Annotated in this window: 14 protein-coding genes; 6 read left to right on the forward strand and 8 right to left on the reverse strand. The window is 73.4% G+C overall.

The annotated features are described in order from the left end of the window. Positions 1-115: 115 nt before the first annotated feature. The 6 genes from holA to V7S47_RS14975 form a co-directional block, all read right to left on the reverse strand. Positions 116-1102: a DNA polymerase III subunit delta gene (gene holA / locus V7S47_RS14950; protein WP_336562302.1), complete on the reverse strand. Its 987-nt coding sequence runs from the start codon at positions 1100-1102 to the stop codon at positions 116-118. A 32-nt stretch (positions 1103-1134) separates the two neighbouring features. Continuing rightward, complete coding sequence (locus V7S47_RS14955; protein WP_336562303.1) at positions 1135-3447, reverse strand: ComEC/Rec2 family competence protein; 2313 nt, start codon at positions 3445-3447, stop codon at positions 1135-1137. A gap of 1 nt (position 3448) precedes the next feature. Beyond that, positions 3449-4408 carry a ComEA family DNA-binding protein gene (locus tag V7S47_RS14960; RefSeq protein WP_336562304.1) on the reverse strand — a complete coding sequence of 320 codons (960 nt, stop codon included), beginning with the start codon at positions 4406-4408 and terminating at the stop codon, positions 3449-3451. Positions 4409-4507: 99 nt separating this feature from the next. Next, on the reverse strand, positions 4508-5374 hold the full coding sequence (locus tag V7S47_RS14965) for a DegV family protein (protein WP_336562305.1): 867 nt from the start codon (positions 5372-5374) through the stop codon (positions 4508-4510). A 24-nt stretch (positions 5375-5398) separates the two neighbouring features. Continuing rightward, the gene (gene leuS, locus V7S47_RS14970) at positions 5399-7882 is read right to left on the reverse strand and encodes a leucine--tRNA ligase (protein ID WP_090859365.1); all 2484 of its coding nucleotides are present in this window, start codon (positions 7880-7882) and stop codon (positions 5399-5401) included. Between the two features lie 146 nt (positions 7883-8028). Continuing rightward, on the reverse strand, positions 8029-8661 hold the full coding sequence (locus tag V7S47_RS14975; RefSeq protein ID WP_336562306.1) for a TetR/AcrR family transcriptional regulator: 633 nt from the start codon (positions 8659-8661) through the stop codon (positions 8029-8031). A gap of 125 nt (positions 8662-8786) precedes the next feature. On the opposite strand from V7S47_RS14975, the gene V7S47_RS14980 reads away from it, so the two are divergent. Genes V7S47_RS14980 through V7S47_RS14995 form a run of 4 tightly spaced genes read left to right on the forward strand, consistent with a single transcriptional unit; the run spans position 8787 to position 13001 of the window. After that, a complete protein-coding gene (locus V7S47_RS14980) occupies positions 8787-9581 on the forward strand; it encodes an SDR family NAD(P)-dependent oxidoreductase (RefSeq protein ID WP_336562307.1) in 795 nt (264 codons plus the stop codon). A 1-nt stretch (position 9582) separates the two neighbouring features. Beyond that, positions 9583-10713, forward strand: coding sequence for a DUF5938 domain-containing protein (locus tag V7S47_RS14985; RefSeq protein WP_336562308.1), 1131 nt, complete (start codon positions 9583-9585; stop codon positions 10711-10713). 4 nt (positions 10714-10717) lie between these two features. Further along, positions 10718-12235, forward strand: coding sequence for an AMP-binding protein (locus V7S47_RS14990; RefSeq protein ID WP_336562309.1), 1518 nt, complete (start codon positions 10718-10720; stop codon positions 12233-12235). Between the two features lie 4 nt (positions 12236-12239). Next, on the forward strand, positions 12240-13001 hold the full coding sequence (locus V7S47_RS14995) for an SDR family NAD(P)-dependent oxidoreductase (protein ID WP_090859375.1): 762 nt from the start codon (positions 12240-12242) through the stop codon (positions 12999-13001). Positions 13002-13242: 241 nt separating this feature from the next. Here the strand turns inward: V7S47_RS14995 and V7S47_RS15000 are convergent, their stop codons facing one another. Beyond that, positions 13243-14190, reverse strand: a complete 948-nt coding sequence (locus V7S47_RS15000; RefSeq protein WP_336562310.1) for a helix-turn-helix transcriptional regulator — start codon at positions 14188-14190, stop codon at positions 13243-13245. A gap of 70 nt (positions 14191-14260) precedes the next feature. On the opposite strand from V7S47_RS15000, the gene V7S47_RS15005 reads away from it, so the two are divergent. Next, positions 14261-15715 (forward strand): flavin-containing monooxygenase, encoded by a 1455-nt coding sequence (locus tag V7S47_RS15005; RefSeq protein WP_336562312.1) that lies wholly within the window; start codon positions 14261-14263, stop codon positions 15713-15715. After that, entirely contained in the window at positions 15712-16383 is a 672-nt protein-coding gene (locus V7S47_RS15010; protein ID WP_336562313.1) for an acetoacetate decarboxylase family protein, read from the forward strand. The genes V7S47_RS15005 and V7S47_RS15010 overlap by 4 nt, the downstream gene beginning before the upstream one ends. 109 nt (positions 16384-16492) lie before the next feature. Here the strand turns inward: V7S47_RS15010 and V7S47_RS15015 are convergent, their stop codons facing one another. Continuing rightward, complete coding sequence (locus tag V7S47_RS15015) at positions 16493-17023, reverse strand: Dps family protein (protein WP_244509467.1); 531 nt, start codon at positions 17021-17023, stop codon at positions 16493-16495. Between the last annotated feature and the right edge of the window lie 4 nt (positions 17024-17027).

Consider the following 17027-nt stretch of genomic DNA (forward strand, 5'->3'; position numbering starts at 1 on the left):
CGGGGTCGGCGCCTTTTTGGCGTGGTCTCGATACACCGCCTCGTCCCTCGGCGGCACTCGACCACCGAACCCACGACACCGCCTTGTCCCTCGGCGGCACTCGGCCACCGAGCAGCTAGCGGCCCTCGCGCAGCCCCGTGACCGTGAGCACCAGGCGCTCCAGGGTGTACGACGCGTCGGTCGCCGCGCCCTTGATGTCGGCGTCGGCCTGGGCGACCGCGCGGATCGCCCGGGCGATCCCGGCGTCGCTCCAGCCGCGGGCCTGGTCGCGCAGGGTGCGCAGCTTCCACGGCGGCACCCCGACCTCGCGGGCCAGGTCGGCGTCGCGCATCCGGCCGGGCGCGGACTTGAACCGGGCCAGCCCGCGGGCGCTGCCGGCGAAGGCCGAGGTGACCAGGACGGCGGCGGTGCCGCCTTCCAGCGCCCAGCGCAGCTCCTCGAGGGCGGCCTGGCGGCGACCGGAGAACGCGGCGTCGGCGACGGCGAAGGACTTGGCCTCGGCGCGGCCGCCGTAGTACTTCTGCACCTTCTCGAGGTCGATGGGCGCGCCCGCGAAGTCGTTGGTGAGCTGGTGGGCGGCGGCCGACAGCGAGCGCAGGTCCTGACCGACGGCCTGGACCAGGAACGCCGCCCCCTCCTGGTCGATGCTCGAGCCGTGGCTGCGCACCTCGCTGGCCACGAAGGCCGGCAGCTCGGACGGGCGCAGCTCGCCGGACTTGGACTCGGTGACCGTGGCCAGCTTGCGCAGCTTGGTCAGCACCCCGGAGCCCTTCGGGCCGCCGCCGTGGACCAGGACCAGCGCGACCTCGTCGGCGGGCGCCGCGGCGTAGCCCAGCAGTCCCTCGACCGACTCGTCCGGCAGGTTCTCCAGCGACCGCACCACGACGCAGCGGATGCTGGAGAAGAGAGACGGCGCCGCCAGCTCGCCGAGCGTGGCCAGGGGCAGCTCGGACGCGGCGGTCTCGGCCAGCTCGGCCTCGGCATCGTGGGCCCGGACGGCGGCCCGGACGGCCACCACCGTGCGCTCGTTGAGGAACTCCTCCTTGCCCGTCACCAGGGTGACCCGACCGAGGACGTCTGCTGCCTGAGGACCGCTCGCCATGATGGGTCCAGCCTCCCACACGGGACCGACGCTCAGCCCCGGGTGGCGGTCGCCGGATCACCGTCGTCGGCCACCACCGCGAGGTCGCCGTCCTCGTCGGTGCGCAGCACGTCGGCGCCGGTCTCGGACAGCGGGTCCAGGACCTCCGGGGACGGGTGCCCGTAGTCGTTGTCGGCGCCCACGGAGACCAGCACGACCTCGGCCCCCAGCGCGGCGAGGAAGGCAGGGTCCTGGTGCCGGCTGCCGTGGTGGGGCAGCTTCAGCACGTCGACCCGCAGGCCGGGCAGCGAGCGGGCCAGCCCCGCCTGGCCCGGCGGCTCGAGGTCGCCGGTCAGCAGCATCCGGATCCCCCGCACCTCGACGAGCAGGACGACGCTCGCGTCGTTGGCGGCGCTCCCGTCACCGGGACCGTCCCGCACCGGGCCAGCCGGGCCGAGCACCTGGACCGTCGCCTCCCCGATCCGCCGGGTGCCCGGGACCGCGGTCCGGACCGGCACGCCGGCCCCGACCGTGGCGTCCCGGACCAGGTCCACGCCCCCCGGCGGATCGAGCACGGGCGTGATCTCGACGACGCCGACGTCGCGCCCGCCGAGCACCCCGGACAGCCCGTCGACGTGGTCGGCGTGGAAATGGGTGAGCACGACCAGCGGCACCGCGCTGACCCCGAGCCGGTCGAGGCACCCGTCCACCGCTCCCGGGTCGGGTCCGGCGTCGACCACCATCGCCGCCGCCGGCCCGACCCGGACCACGAGCGCGTCGCCCTGGCCCACGTCGCAGGCCACGAGCACCCAGCCGTCCGGCGGCCAGCCCGGGCTCGGCAGCCGGACCACGACGGTCACCACCATCACCAGGCAGCAGGCGACGCCCCCGGCGCGGTGGCGCAGCAGCCGCGGGGCCAGGACGGCGATCGCCACGCTCAGCACCGTCAGGACGAGCAGCGAGAGCGGCCCGGTCCCCCAGTCGACCGCCGACGCCGGCAGGTCCGCGCCGCGGCGCGCGACCAGCACGATCCAGCCGACGCACCAGGACGCGAGCGTGCCCGCCACCCGCCCGAGCGGCCCCCAGACCAGCCCCACCAGACCTCCCAGCAGCCCCAGCACCGTGGCGGGCCCGACGACCGGGGCGACCAGCAGGTTGGCCACCACGGCGACCAGACTGACCTGGCCGGAGATCGCGGCGACCAGCGGTGTGCACGCCAGCTGGGCCGCCGCCGGCACCGCGACCGCCTCGGCCAGCCACCGCGGCAGCCACCGCGCGAGGGCGTCGCGCCACCCCGGCGCCAGGACCAGGATGCCCGCGGTCGCCAGCACCGACAGGGCGAAGCCGATCGACACCGCGAGCGCCGGCTGGAGCAGGAGCAGCGCCGTGACGGCCACGCCAAGGGCCCGGAAGCCTCGCCTCCGACCGTCGGTCCCCATGCCCAGCAGGCCGACCGTGCCCATCGCCGCAGCCCGGACCACGCTGGGCTCCGTGCGGGCGAGCAGCACGAACCCGCAGATGCCCGCGGCGCCGACCAGGTAGAGCCAGCGTCCGCGCACCCCCAGCCACCGGCACCCGACCAGCAGGAACCCGACGACCAGGGTCAGATTGGTGCCGGACACGGCCAGCAGGTGGGTCAGCCCGGTCGTCCGGAAGTCGTCGGCGAGCGCAGGATCGAGACCGCCGTCGTCGCCGTCGACCAGGGCCGGGACCAGCGCGCGCTGGTCGGCGGGTCGGTGGGCCACCGAGTCGCGCACCGATGCCCGCACCCGGTCGGCCGCGCGCCACCACAGGTCCGGCGCCGCCACAGGCGCCGGTTCCCCCGCCGCCCCGAGGACCGCGGCGACGTCGCCGTCGTCGGAGGGCGAGAGCCGGCCGGTCGCCCGCACCGTCGTGCCGAGCGGCACGGACCTCCAGGCGTCGTCGCCCAGCACCAGCACCGGCGTCGCCAGCGAGTACGACGACCCGCGTCCGGTCACGGCCCGGACCTCGACGCGGAGCATGACCTGGTCGGCGAACCGCCCGTGCACGACCTTCGGGTCGGAGGTCACCGTGGCGACCACCGTCGCCACGGCCCCGTCGGCCGCCAGTCGGGCCACCGGGTTGCGGGCGACCTGCTCCTGCCGCAGGAGGGCAGCACCGGCGACGGCCGTCCCGACGAGCAGCACCGCCACCGCGGTCAGCGCCGCCCGCCGCCCGCGCCTCCGGGCGAGGACCGGCACCGCACCCAGGACCCCGAGGCCCGCGGCCAGGACCGGCGACCACGAGCCGTGGTGGCCCAGGAGCCCTCCCGCCCACGCCGCCAGGCCGAGCAGCGGCATCCGGAGGTCCGGCCGGTCCCGGACCTCCCCGGGGTCGAGCCGCACCTCACACCGTGACGTGCGGAGTCAGGGTCGCGAGCGTCTTGTCGCCGATGCCGTCGACCTCCAGCAGCTCCTGGACCGCGGTGAAGCCGCCGTGCTCGTCGCGCCAGGCCACGATCGCCTGGGCGGTCACCGGGCCGATCTCGGGCAGCAGCTCCAGCTCCGCCGCGGTGGCGGTGTTGAGGTTGACCAGCGCCCCGGCCGCCGGGGCGGTGCTGCCGGGCGCCGCGGCCCCTCCGGCCCCCGCCGCCGGGCCGGTCGGCTCCCCCACCACGACCTGCTCGCCGTCGACGAGCACGCGGGCCAGGTTCAGCGACGAGAGGTCGACGCCGCGGCGGGCTCCGCCTGCGGCCTCGACGGCGTCCACGACCCGCGAGCCGGCGTCGAGGACGGCGATGCCGGGACGGCGCACCTTGCCGGTCACGTCGACCGTCACGGAGCCGCCCGCCTCCGGCGCGGTCGCCGCCCCCGAGGCGGGCGCCTCGAGGGCGGCCGGGGACGCCTCCGGGCCCTCGGCGGGCGCCGCCTCGAACCGCCCTGCCACCGGGTCGGCGTCACCGCGGACGACCCACCAGCAGGTGACCGCCAGCCCCAGCGCCACCAGCACCGCCACCACCGCGAGGTGGGCCGGCCCCAGCCCCACGGGTCCGCGCAGCGGCTCCGGCAGCAGGGTGGCCAGGGCCCGACCGGGCGCGAGCCGGCGCCGGGCGGCGTGCCGTCCGGGTCGGGGCACCTCGGGTGCGGGCTCGTCGAGGACGGGCAGGTACGACGCCGGACCCGGATCCGCAACCGGGCGAGACACGGCGAGGCGGGTGTGGTCGCTCCACCAGTCGTCGGGGCCGCCTCCGCCCGGGACCTCCGGCCCCTCGTCCTCGGGTCGCGCCGCCGCCAGCTCGGCGCTCAGCTGCGCGAGCCGTCGCGAGACGGCCTCCTGGTGCTCGGGGCTCGGGCGGCGGGTGCGCATGGCACGAACCTAGGAAGATCCGTCGCCGTCCGGGACCGGGTGGCGCCGACCTGTGGAGAACACCCGCGGGACGGTGACCTGTGGAGGCCCAGCGGCCCCTCAGAGACGAGGTGCCACGCAGACCGCGATCATGCCGGGGCCGACGTGCGCGCCGAGCACCGCACCGAGCTCGCCGCACCAGATCTCGCGGTCCCCGTCGGGCCCCGCGAGGTTGGGTGCGAGCCGGCCGGCGAGCCTCTCGACCAGCTGGGCCGCCCGCTCGGCGTTGGCGAGATGGCCCACCCACACGTCGACCTGCGCCTCGCCCGCGGCCGTCACCGCGATCTCCTCGAGCCGACCCAGCGCGCGGGCCGACGTACGCACGCGCTCGAGGGAGGCGACCTTGCCGTCCTCGATCTGCAGCAGCGGCTTGACCGCGAGGGCTCCGCCGAACAGCGCCGCGGCCGCCCCGATCCGACCGCCCCGGCGCAGGTACTCGAGGGTGTCGACGTAGAACAGCGAGGTGGAGGCGGCCGCGCGGGCGCGGGCGGCCTCGGCGGCCTGGGCGGCGCTTCCGCCCCCGGCGACGACCTCGGCGGCGGCCAGCGCGGCGTACCCGGTCGCGACGCCGACCTGGCGGCTGTCGACCGTGACGACCGGGACCGGCGACTCCCGCGCGGCCAGCTGGGCCGACTCGAAGGTGCCGCTCATGTCGCCGGAGAGGTGCACCGACACGATCTCGGTCGCGCCCTCGCGGGCCGCCTCCTCGTAGACGGCCAGCATCACCGACGGCGAGGGCCGCGACGTGCTGACCGGCGTCCAAGCCCGCAGCGCCTCGGCGAGCCGCGCGGGCGTGGCCTCCGGCGACCCCTCGTCGTGGATCTCGGCCCCGATCACCACCTGGAGCGGGACGACGACGATGCCGTGCTCGGCCGCCACCTCCGGCGGGAGGCTGGCGGTCGAGTCGGTGACGACGACCACAGGCATGCGACGAAGGTTAGAGGACCGGCCTCAGACGACCACGTTGACCAGCTTGGGGGCGCGGACGACGACCTTGCGGACGGGGCGACCGTCGATCGCGGCCACGACGCCCGGGTCGGCCAGGGCCAGGGCCTCCAGGTCGGCCTCGGTGATGTCGGGCGACACCTCCAGGCGGGCCTTGACCTTGCCCTGGATCTGCACGATCGCGGTCACCGAGTCCTCGACCAGCAGCGCCGGGTCGACGACCGGCCAGTCGGCGCGGGCGACGGTGGGCCGGTGGCCCAGGCGCTCCCACATCTCCTCCGCCGTGTACGGCGCCACCAGCGACAGCACGATCGCCACCGCCTCGGCGGCCTCGCGAACCGCCGGGTCGGCGGGGCCGCAGCCGGAGTCGATGGCCTTGCGGGTCGCGTTGACCAGCTCCATGACGCGCGCGATCACCACGTTGAAGCGGTACGACTCGACCAGCACCTCGGCCTCGTGGACGGTGCGGTGGGTGAGCTGGCGCAGCGCCCGGTCACCGGTGGTGACGTCCGCGCCGGGCTCGGAGGTCACGTCGTTGGCCAGCCGCCAGGCGCGCTGCAGGAAGCGCAGCGAGCCGGCGGGCGACACGTCGGCCCAGTCGATGTTGTCCTCGGGCGGGCTCGCGAAGACCAGGGTCAGCCGGACGGCGTCGACGCCGAACTCGTCGAGCTGGTCGCCCAGGCTGATGCCGTTGCCCAGCGACTTGCTCATCTTGCGGCCGTTGTTGATGACCTTGCCCTGCGACAGGTACGCCGAGAACGGCTCGTCCCAGTCGATCAGCCCGATGTCGCGCAGCACCTTGGTGAAGAAGCGCGCGTACAGCAGGTGCAGCACGGCGTGCTCGTCGCCGCCGATGTACAGGTCGACCGGGCCCCACGCGTTGGCCAGCGCGGTGTCGAACGCCTGGGTGTCGTCGTGCGGCGACAGGTAGCGGAAGAAGTACCAGGACGAGTCGACGAAGGTGTCCATCGTGTCCGTGTCGCGCCGCGCCGGGCCGCCGCACGACGGGCAGTCGACCTCGACCCACTCGGTGGCCGCCCCCAGGGGCGACGTGCCCTTGGGCTTCAGGTCGGCGCCGCGCAGCTCGGGCAGCTCGACCGGCAGCTGGTCCTCGGGGACCGGGACCTCGCCGCACGCCTCGCAGTGGATGATCGGGATCGGGCAGCCCCAGTAGCGCTGGCGGCTCAGCAGCCAGTCGCGCAGCCGGAAGTTGACCGTGCCCTCCCCCGTGCCGGCGGCCTGCAGCTGCTCGATGGTGGTCCGGATGCCGGTCGCCTTGTCGGCGATCCCGTCCAGGGCGCCCGAGTTGACGTAGGTGCCGTCCCCCGTGGTGGCGACGTACGACGACGCCGGGTCCTCCTCGCCGGTGTCGACGACCATCCGCACGGGCAGGTCGAACTTCCGGGCGAAGTCCAGGTCGCGCTGGTCGTGCGCGGGCACCGCCATGATCGCGCCGGTGCCGTAGTCGGCCAGCACGTAGTCCGCGGCCCACACGGGGATCCGCTCGCCGTTGACCGGGTTGGTGGCGTGCACGCCCAGGAAGACGCCGGTCTTGGGCCGGTCGGTCGCCAGCCGGTCGATGTCGGAGGCCTTGCGGATCTCCTCGACGTACGCCTCGTACGCCGGGCGCTGCTCGTCGGTGACGACCTCGGCGGCCAGCCCGGCGTCGGCCGCGACGACCATGAACGTCGCGCCGTGCAGCGTGTCCGGTCGGGTCGTGTAGACGGTGACCGGTTCGTCGCGGCCATCCAGGACGAAGTCGACGTGGGCGCCCTCGGAGCGGCCGATCCAGTTGCGCTGGGCGTTGACGACCTTGCCGATCCAGGTGTCCTGCAGCGCGTCCAGGCCGTCGTACAGCTCCTGGGCGTAGTCGGTGGTCTTGAAGTACCACTGGGTCAGCTCGCGCTTGGTGACCTCGGCGCCGCAGCGCTCGCAGGTGCCGTCGGCCAGCACCTGCTCGTTGGCCAGCACGGTCTGGTCCTGGGGGCACCAGTTGACCGGGGAGTTCTTGCGGTAGGCCAGGCCCCGCTCGCGGATCTTCAGGAACAGCCACTGGGTCCAGCGGTAGTACTCCGGGTCGGAGGTGTGCAGGCGGCGCGACCAGTCGAAGCTGGTGGCGTAGCGCTGCATGGAGTGCAGCTGGGTCTCGATGTTGGCGTAGGTGTAGGTCGCCGGGTGCTCGTCATTGCGGATCGCGGCGTTCTCGGCCGGCAGCCCGAACGAGTCCCAGCCCATCGGGTTGAGCACCTCGAAGCCGCGGAACCACCAGTAGCGCGCGATGACGTCGTGGATCGCGAACACCTCGGCGTGCCCCATGTGCAGGTCACCCGAGGGGTAGGGGAACATCGTCAGCGCGTACTTCTTCTCGCGCGGCGAGTCGTCGTCGGCGCGGAACGGCTGCAGCTGGTCCCAGACCGGCAGCCACTTGTCCTGCACGGCCTGCACGTCGTACGTCTCGGCGCCGGTCTCGGTGGTCTGCTGCTCGCTCATCTCGTTCTCTCTCGCGCTCTCTCGTCTGGCTGCTCCGGGCACAAAAAAGCCCCTCGGACACGAGGGGCGGCCGCGTCGGGTGGTGCTCGTCGACGCGGCTAGGTAAGGAGCAGGGTCCTGCGCATGACGCCCACTCTACCGGAGGGTCAGGACGCGGCGGAGTCGACGACCCGGGCCCCGAGCAGCAGCGGCATCAGGGCGCGCACCTGACCGGTGATCCGGTCGAGAGCAGCGGCCTCGCCACCCGCCAGCGCGAGCAGTGCCTGCTGGAAGACCCCGTCGAGGACGCCGTACGCCGTGTCGCTGGTCGCCACGACCTCGCGCCCGGCGAGCTCGGCGTAGCGGGTGACGACGCGCCAGATCATCTCCTCCAGGGTGCGGTCGATCATGGTGACCGCCTCACGGAGCTGCTCCTCGAACATGCTCTGGGCGCGGAGGTCGTACCAGAGGCGGTGCATCGGCGCCTCCTCGTGCAACGTCTCGACCAGCTTGGCGGCGAACGCGTCGAGCAGCCCGTCGGCGGTCGTCGACTCGGAGACGACCGCGTCGTAGCGGGTCACGCAGCGGGCCTTGTAGTAGCGCACGCAGTAGACGATCAGCTCGATCTTGTCGCGGAAGTAGTAGTGCACGACGCCATGGCTGAACTCGGAGTTGGTGGCGATCTCGCGCAGGCTCGCCCGCGCGTAGCCGAGCTCGCCGAGCGTCTTCAGCGCCGACTCGGCGAGCTGGTTGCGGCGGGCGTCGACCTTGTCGGTGGCCCGGGTGGTGAGCGCGGTCATCGGTCGCATCCTAGGACTTCCCGATTTTCTTGACAATTGTCCAGAGAAATCTTGACAGTCGTCAAGATTCTCGTAGGTTGTGAGCGGCACCACATCCACCGTTTTCCGCTGACGAAGGAGTCACGATGACCGTTCTCGACCTGACCGGCCGCAAGGCACTGGTGACAGGAGGCGCCCAGGGCCTGGGCGAGGGCATGGCCCAGGCGCTGGCCGCGGCCGGCGCGCACGTGGTCGTCGCCGACCTGCAGGACGACCTCGGCCCCCAGGTCGCGGAGTCCCTGGGCGAGGGCCACGGCTTCGTGCACCTCGACGTGACCGACGACGCCAGCTGGGAGTCGGCGGTCGCCGAGGCCACGGCGCTGCTCGGTGGGCTCGACATCGTCGTCAACAACGCCGGCATCGAGATCACCAGCCTGATCGTCGACCTCGACCCCGACCAGGTGCGCAAGCAGCTCGAGGTCAACCTGCTCGGCACCTCGCTCGGCATCAAGCACGCCTTCCGCACCATGCGACCCGGCGGCGCCGCGGGCCGGGGCGGCGCGGTCATCAACGTCGCCTCCGTCGCCGCGACCATCGCGTTCCCCGGCATCGCCGTCTACTCCGCCACCAAGTCCGGCGTCGACCGGCTGACCCGGGTGGCCGCCATGGAGTCGGGCAAGCTCGGCTACGGCGTGCGCGTCAACTGCATCTACCCCGGCCTGGTGCCCACCGCCATGGGGGCCGGCCTGGCCAACGACGTCGCCGAGCTCGGCCTGTTCGGCTCCCCCGAGGAGGCCGTCGGGGCCGTCATCGAGCTGACTCCGTCGGGCCGCCTCGGCGAGGTCGCCGACATGGCCGACGCCGTGGTCTTCCTGGCCTCCGACGCTGCGCGCTTCGTCAACGGGGCCGGTCTGCCCGTCGACGGCGGAATGGGGATGTGAGATGAGCACCGACAAGCAGGTCGTCGTCTACGGCGCCTCCGGCTACACCGGCCGGCTCATCTGCGAGTACCTCCGCGAGTACGGCGTCCCCTTCGTCGCGGCCGGCCGCGACGAGGACCGGCTCCAGGCGTCCATGGACAAGCACGTCCCCGGCATCGAGACCGCGTCGTACGACGTCGTGCAGGTCAGCCACGACGTGGACTCGCTGACCGAGCTGTTCAGCGGTGCGTCCGTCGTCCTGAACACGGTCGGCCCGTTCAGCAAGTGGGGACCGGAGGTTGTCGAGGCGTGCCTCGCCGCGGGTGCGCACTACACCGACACCACGGGCGAGCAGGACTGGCTGATCACCTGCGACGAGCAGTACGGCGCCGACTTCGCCGCCGCCGGACTCCTGCTCTCCCCCGGCCTGGCGCAGATGTACACGACCGGCGAGATCGCGGCCGAGATCGCCCTGGAGACCCCCGGGCTCGACACCCTCGACATCGCGGTTTTCTGGGGCGGCAGCCCGACGATCGCCTCGACCCAGACGATCCTGTTCAACGCGGCCCTGTCCGGGGCGCACTACCTGGAGCAGAACACCTACGTGCCGTTCGACCCGGACGGCGGGCACACCGAGCTGGTGCTGCCCGGGCAGCACGAGGTGGCGCTCGCCCTGCCGTGGGGTGGCACGTCCCACCCGGTCTGGTACCGCCGGGACCCGCGGGTCGCCAACGTCAAGGCACTGGGCGGGGTGTTCAACAAGCAGCTGATGCTGGCCGTCCCGCAGATCGTGGCGGGTGCCGTCGAGGCGACCAAGGACATGAACCCCGACGACAAGTACGCCGCGCTGGTGGCCACCGCCTCGCAGGTGATGAGCGAGATGCCGCCACGCGAGAACCCGCGGCTGAACAAGTCGCTGGACTCGGTGCACGCGTCCGGCCCGCTCGGGCGTGCGCACTGCGTGATCCACGGCAACCAGAACTACAAGCAGACCGGACTGATGCAGGCGTACGCGGCGTACTCCCTGCTCCAGCAGCCGCCCCGACGGGTCGGCTTCGCGTCGGGCTGCCAGGCCTTCGGCCACCGCGAGCTGCTCGGCGTGCTGCGCTCGTTCGGGCTCGTGCAGGCCCCCGTCCTGACCGTCGAGGGCTGACGTCGTGCGGCTCGTCGACTACCTCGACAAGGGCTGGTCGATCGGGCCGGACGCGCCCTGCCTCACGACCGACGGCACCACCAGCTCGTACGCCGAGGTGCGGGAGCTGAGCTTCCGCATCTCGGCGGGCCTGGTCGCCCGGGGCGTCCGGCCCGGCGATGCGGTCGCGATCCTGTCGGCCAACGACCCGCTGGCCTTCACCACGGTCTTCGGGATCAGCCGGGCCGGCGCGGTCTGGTGCCCGATCAACCCCCGCAACGAGGCGTCCGAGAACCGTGACCTGCTCGCCCTCTTCGGCTGCCGCGTGCTGGTCTTCCAGGCGTCGTTCGCTCCCCTGGTCGACCAGATCCGCGGCGAGCTGCCCGAGCTGACGGCCCTGGTGTGCCTGGACGGCGACGTGGAGTGGGCCCTCGACTGGGAGTCGTTCCTGGACGCCGAGCACCGGGAGGCCACCCCGGTCGACGACATCGCCATGATCGTCGGCACCGGCGGCACCACGGGCACCCCGAAGGGCGTGCTGCTCACCGGCACCAACCTCGAGACGATGACCGCGATCACGCTCATGAGCTACCCGTGGGAGGGGCGGCCCGTCTACCTCGCGCTGGCCCCCCTGACCCACGCCGCCGGCGTCCTGTGCTTCCCGGTCCTCGCGAAGGGCGGCGAGATCGTCGTGATGCGGCAGCCGGACGTCGGGGACTTCCTCGAGCACCTCGAGCGCCACCGCGTCACCCACACGTTCCTGCCGCCGACGCTGATCTACATGGTGCTGGCCCATGAAGCGCTGGAGCGCACGGACCTCACCTCGCTGCAGTGCTTCTGGTACGGCGCCGCCCCGATGTCGGCCGCCCGCCTCGAGGAGGCCCTGAGGAGGATCGGCCCGGTGATGGCGCAGCTGTTCGGCCAGACCGAGGCGCCGATGATGATCTCGACGATGTCCCCCCGCGACCACTTCCACGCCGACGGCACGGTCGCCCGCGAACGGCTGTCATCAGCGGGGCGTCCGGCTCCGCTGGTGACGGTCTCCATCATGGGCGAGGAGGGTCGCCTGCTGCCGCCGGGCGAGCGCGGCGAGATCGTCGTCCGCAGCTCGCTGGTGATGGCCGGCTACCTCCGCGATCCGGAGGCCACGGCCGAGGCGTCGGCGTACGGCTGGCACCACACCGGCGACATCGGCTACCTCGACGAGGACCAGTACCTGTTCATCGTCGACCGGGCCAAGGACATGGTCATCACCGGCGGCTTCAACGTCTACTCCTCCGAGGTCGAGCAGGCGGTGATGCAGCACCCGGCGGTGCAGGACTGTGCGGTGGTCGGCCTGCCCGACGAGAAGTGGGGCGAGCGGCTCACGGTCGTGGTGCAGCTGCGCCCCGGCCAGGCTCTCGACCCGGCCGACCTGAGGGCGTCGGTCAAGCAGCGGCTCGGCAGCGTGAAGACCCCGAAGCAGGTCGAGGTGTGGGACGACCTGCCCCGCTCCAAGGTCGGCAAGGTGCTGAAGTCGGAGATCAGGAGCGCCCTACAGTGACCGCATGACCGTTCCCGACATGTTCCGACTCGACGGCAAGGTCGTCGTGGTCACCGGTGCCTCCAGCGGCCTGGGGGTCGCCTTCGCCCAGGGCTTCGCCGAGGCGGGCGCCGACGTCGTGCTCGGCGCCCGCCGGGTCGACCGGCTCGCCGACACCGCCGCCCTGGTCGAGGCGACCGGCCGGAAGGCCCTGGCGGTGGAGACCGACGTCGCCGACCCGGAGGCCTGCACGAACATCGTCGCCCTGGCCGTCGAGGAGTTCGGCCACGTCGACGTGCTGGTCAACAACGCCGGCGTCGGTACGGCGGTCCCCGCCACCCGCGAGACGCCCGAGCAGTTCCGCGGCGTCATCGACGTCAACCTCAACGGCTGCTACTGGATGGCCCAGGCCTGCGGCCGGGTGATGCAGCCGGGCTCCAGCATCATCAACATCTCCTCGGTCCTGGGCCTGACGACCGCCGGACTGCCGCAGGCGGCGTACGCCGCGTCCAAGGCGGGCCTGATCGGCCTGACCCGGGACCTGGCGCAGCAGTGGACCGGACGCAAGGGCATCCGGGTCAACGCGATCGCCCCGGGCTTCTTCACCTCCGAGATGACCGACCAGTACCCTCCCGGCTACCTGGAGTCGCAGAACCAGCGCAACCCCAGCGGCCGCAAGGGTGACCCGCGCGAGCTGGCGGCGACCGCGGTCTTCCTCGCCTCGGAGGCCGGCGGCTACATCACCGGCCAGACCCTCGCCGTCGACGGAGGCATGACCATCGCATAGGTCGTGACTGCGGAATGCTCACCTTCACCGACGAGCAGTTCCGCGACCAGCTGACGACCGACACCCGCGTCGAGCCGACCTGGGCGGCCCACGCGTCCAGCGACCTCGACGCCGACGTGCGCGAGTCGCTGCGACGGACCCACCCTCGGTGTAACGCGATGTTCGCCGCACTAGGTACGCGCTGCAGCGCGTACCTAGTGCGGCGAACATCGCGTTACAGCTCGGCGGCCGCGGCCCCGGGTCAGCCGCGATAGGCGCCCGGCGTCGTCCCCGTCCACCGCCGGAAGGCGTGGGTGAACGCGGCGGCATCGGCGTACCCCAGCCGGGCCGCCACGTCCGCGACCGGGATGGTCGCGCGACCGCCGAGCAGCGAGCGGGCCAGCGCCGAGCGGACCTCGTCGAGCAGCGCCTGATAGCTCGTCCCCTCGGCACTGAGCCGCCGCCTCAGGCTGCGCTCGGTGAGCCCCAGCTCGGCGGCGACGGCGCCCATCGGCGACCCGTCCGGCAGCTGCTGGGTGATCAGGACCCGTACGTCGCCCACCACCCCGGCCCGTTCGCGACGAGGGGCCACCACGTCGCGGCACAGCGCCTCGGCGACCTCCGCCGAGCCGCGCGTCGGCAGCGGTCGGTCCAGCTCGCCGACGGCCAGCGAGATCCGGGCGACGTCCTCGCCCGGCACCAGCCGGGCCCCCACCCCGCCCGGCACCAGCCCCGCCAGCACCACGTCGATCGCGGTTGCGTCGCGTGCGACCAGGAACGACCGCACGTCGCGCGGCAGCCGGGTGCCGTCGACGGTGATCTCGACGCGGTCGCCGACGACGTCCGCCCGCGGGATCGCGAAGGTGTAGCTGAGGTCGATGAATCGCAGGGCCAGGTCCATGGCGTCCAGGACGGTGCGGCTCGCCAGCAGGCCGAAGCCGAAGACGCCGAAGCTGGCCGGGCGGTACGTCGCCCCCACGTCGGCGCCCGCGCCGGGGAAGTGCCGCTGCAGGGTGCGCACGACCCGCAGCTCCTGGGCCGCGGTCACCTCGCGGTCGGGGACGTCGAGGTCGGCCAGGCCCAGCCCGGTCCCGGCCAGCAGGGCCGCAGGCTCGGCGCCGCGCGCCGCGGCGTACCGGACGAGGTGGGCGATGCCGGCGACGGCGCGCGGGAACTCCCAGTCCTCGGCGGCCGGCGGCGGGAGACGCATGTCCGGAATTATCAACCATGAGGGCAACACCCCCTCCCCCCGACCCGCGCGGATTCGTAGCGTCCTCGTCATGGGACAGCCGCGCGTGGTCGTGATCGGGGCCGGCTTCGGCGGCCTCGGCGTCGCGCACGCGCTGCGCGAGCAGGGCCTGAGCGACGTGACCGTGCTCGAGCGGGCCGACGGGGTCGGCGGGGTGTGGCGCGAGAACACCTACCCGGGCGCCGCGTGCGACGTGCCGTCGCCGCTCTACTCCTGGTCATGGGCGGTCAAGCCCGACTGGAGCCGGCGCTACGGCACCCAGCCGGAGATCCTCGACTACCTGCGCTCGGCCGCCGCGGACGACGGGCTGCTCGACCTGGTCCGCACCGGCGTCGAGGTCACCGCCGCGACGTACGACGAGAGCACCGGGCGCTGGCGCGTCGACGCCGCCGGCGGGACGTCGTACGACGCCGACCTGGTCGTCGCCGCGCTCGGTCAGCTGTCCCAGCCCGTGGTGCCGCGGATCCCGGGCCGGTTCGACGGCCCGGCCTTCCACTCCGCCCAGTGGCGCCACGACGTCGACCTGACCGGGAAGCGGGTCGCGGTCATCGGCACCGGCGCGAGCGCGATCCAGCTGGTGCCCGGCATCGTCGACCGGGTGGCCGCGATGACGGTCTTCCAGCGGTCCGCGCCGTACGTCGTCCCGAAGCCGGACCAGGCCTACGACCCCCGCCACCACCGGCTGTTCCGCCGCTTCCCGGCCCTGGTGCGGGCCGAGCGGCGCGCGTGGTTCTGGCTGACCGAGCGGTTCAACGCGGCCCTGTCCGGCGACTCGCCGATCAGCCGCCCGCTGCTCGCGACCCTCCGGCTGGCGTGGCGCGGGCACCTGCGCCGCCAGGTCTCCGACCCAGCGCTCCGACGACGGCTGGTCCCCGACTACGCGCTGGGCTGCAAGCGACTGCTCTTCTCCAACGACTGGTACCGCGCGCTCGACCGCCGGCACGTCGACGTCGTCACCGAGGAGGTCACCGGCCTGGAGCCGACCGGCGTCCGCACCGCCGACGGCCGGTTGCACGAGGTCGACGCCGTCGTGTGGGGCACCGGCTTCGCCGCGACCCGGTTCCTGGACCCGCTGACGGTCACCGGCGTCGACGGGCGCGACCTGCACGAGGCCTGGTCCGACGGCGCCCGCGCCCACCTCGGGCTGAGCGTGCCCGGCTTCCCCAACCTGTTCTGCATCTACGGCCCCAACACCAACCTCGGCGGCAGCTCGATCATCAACATGCTCGAGGCCCAGGCCGGCTACGTCGCCCAGGTCGCGCGCCGGATCGCCGACGGCGGAGCCCGGGTGGTCGGCGTCCGTGCCTCGTCGTACGACGCCTACGACCGCGAGATGCAGGAGCGGCTGGCCCACAGCGCGTTCGCCGGCTGCGACAGCTGGTACGTCGACGGCCGCCGGATCACCACCAACTGGCCGGGCCTGGTCGCGGAGTACCGCGCCCGGCTCGCCGCCGTCGACTGGAACGACCTCGAGGAGGTCTCGTGACCGCCGCCTACCCCCCCGAGCCCTGGGACCTGACCGGCGTCGGACACGTGACCCTGTGGCGCGTCCCGGTCGACGCGCTGCCCCCACTGCCGTTCTCGGCGACGCCGCTCGCGGTGCGCGGCACGGCCCTGGCCGCCACCGCGTTCGTGTCGTACGACGACCGCGGGCTGATGGCCTACGACGAGCTGCTCGCCGGCGTGGTCGTCCGCACCGGCCGGAAGGTCGGGATCTCGATCACCGACATCTGGGTCGACAGCGAGACCTCGATGCTCGGCGGGCGCGCCCTGTGGGGCATCCCCAAGGACCTCGCGACCTTCGGGCCGCTCTTCGCGGAGACGGCCACCGGGCCGATCGCCTCCGCCTCGTTCTCCCCGCGGCGGGGACGGGTCCCCGTCCCGCCCCTGCTGCGGGGTACCACCGTCCAGACACGCGCGGGACGCACCCTCGTCAGCCCGATCCGCGCCGGCGGCCGGGTCCGCTCCGCGCAGGCCACGTGGTCACTGGACGCCGACGGCCCGCTCGCCTGGGTGCGAGCGGGCCGTCCGGTCACCTCGGTCGTGGCCGAGGACTTCTCGATGCGCTTCGGGTCGCGGGTTGAGGTGCCCCGAAGCGACGAAGGAGCGGAGGGGCCTCGAAACCCCCGCAAGCCGAGAAGCAGGCTGACGTAGACGCCACCGCTCGGCTCACCGGGTTTCGAGGCTCAGGACTTCGTCCTTCGCACCTCAACCAGCGAGGGCCAGCGAGGGCCAGCGAGGGCCAGCGAGGGCCAGCGAAGGATCAGCGGTGCACGGGGCGCGGCAGCGACTTGCCGGCGACCCGGTTCTCGGAGTCGATCATCCAGGCGAGCTGCTCGAGGCGCTCAAGGATGGCGTGGATGATGTCGGCCGAGGTGGGGTCCTCGGCGTCGACCTCGTCGTGGATGCGACGCGCGGTGCCGGCGACGGCGTAGAGCGCGCTGCCGATCAGGTCGACGGTCTCGGAGGTGTTGACCTCCGCGGCCGGGAACTCGGCGAGGCTGGTCTGCGCGGCCACGGTGGCGGCGCGGGCGTCGGGCTCGGCGTAGATGGCGCGCATCCGCTCGGCGACGGTGTCGGAGAACTCGCGGGCGGCGTCGACGACCTCGTCGAGGGCGAGGTGCAGGTCGCGGAAGTTGAGGCCGACGACGTTCCAGTGAGCCTGCTTGCCCTGCAGGTGCAGGTCGGTCAGGTCCACGAGCAGCTGCTGCAGGTGGGCGGCGAGGGTGGGCGAGGCCTGGAAGGCGGGACGGGCGACGTGGGTGGGGGCGCCGGCGTGCAGGAGGTCGGACACGTGT

The sequence above is a fragment of the Nocardioides sp. CCNWLW216 genome (genome assembly GCF_037120545.1).
Taxonomy (GTDB): Bacteria; Actinomycetota; Actinomycetes; order Propionibacteriales; family Nocardioidaceae; genus Nocardioides; species Nocardioides lianchengensis.

Bases quoted from the DNA above. Each gene is read 5' to 3' on its own strand.
- holA (WP_336562302.1), bottom strand. From the start codon at position 1,102: ATGGCGAGCGGTCCTCAGGCAGCAGACGTCCTCGGTCGGGTCACCCTG.
- V7S47_RS14960 (WP_336562304.1), bottom strand. From the start codon at position 4,408: ATGCGCACCCGCCGCCCGAGCCCCGAGCACCAGGAGGCCGTCTCGCGA.
- V7S47_RS14965 (WP_336562305.1), bottom strand. From the start codon at position 5,374: ATGCCTGTGGTCGTCGTCACCGACTCGACCGCCAGCCTCCCGCCGGAG.
- leuS (WP_090859365.1), bottom strand. From the start codon at position 7,882: ATGAGCGAGCAGCAGACCACCGAGACCGGCGCCGAGACGTACGACGTG.
- V7S47_RS14975 (WP_336562306.1), bottom strand. From the start codon at position 8,661: ATGACCGCGCTCACCACCCGGGCCACCGACAAGGTCGACGCCCGCCGC.
- V7S47_RS14980 (WP_336562307.1), top strand. From the start codon at position 8,787: ATGACCGTTCTCGACCTGACCGGCCGCAAGGCACTGGTGACAGGAGGC.
- V7S47_RS14985 (WP_336562308.1), top strand. From the start codon at position 9,583: ATGAGCACCGACAAGCAGGTCGTCGTCTACGGCGCCTCCGGCTACACC.
- V7S47_RS14995 (WP_090859375.1), top strand. From the start codon at position 12,240: ATGACCGTTCCCGACATGTTCCGACTCGACGGCAAGGTCGTCGTGGTC.
- V7S47_RS15000 (WP_336562310.1), bottom strand. From the start codon at position 14,190: ATGCGTCTCCCGCCGCCGGCCGCCGAGGACTGGGAGTTCCCGCGCGCC.
- V7S47_RS15005 (WP_336562312.1), top strand. From the start codon at position 14,261: ATGGGACAGCCGCGCGTGGTCGTGATCGGGGCCGGCTTCGGCGGCCTC.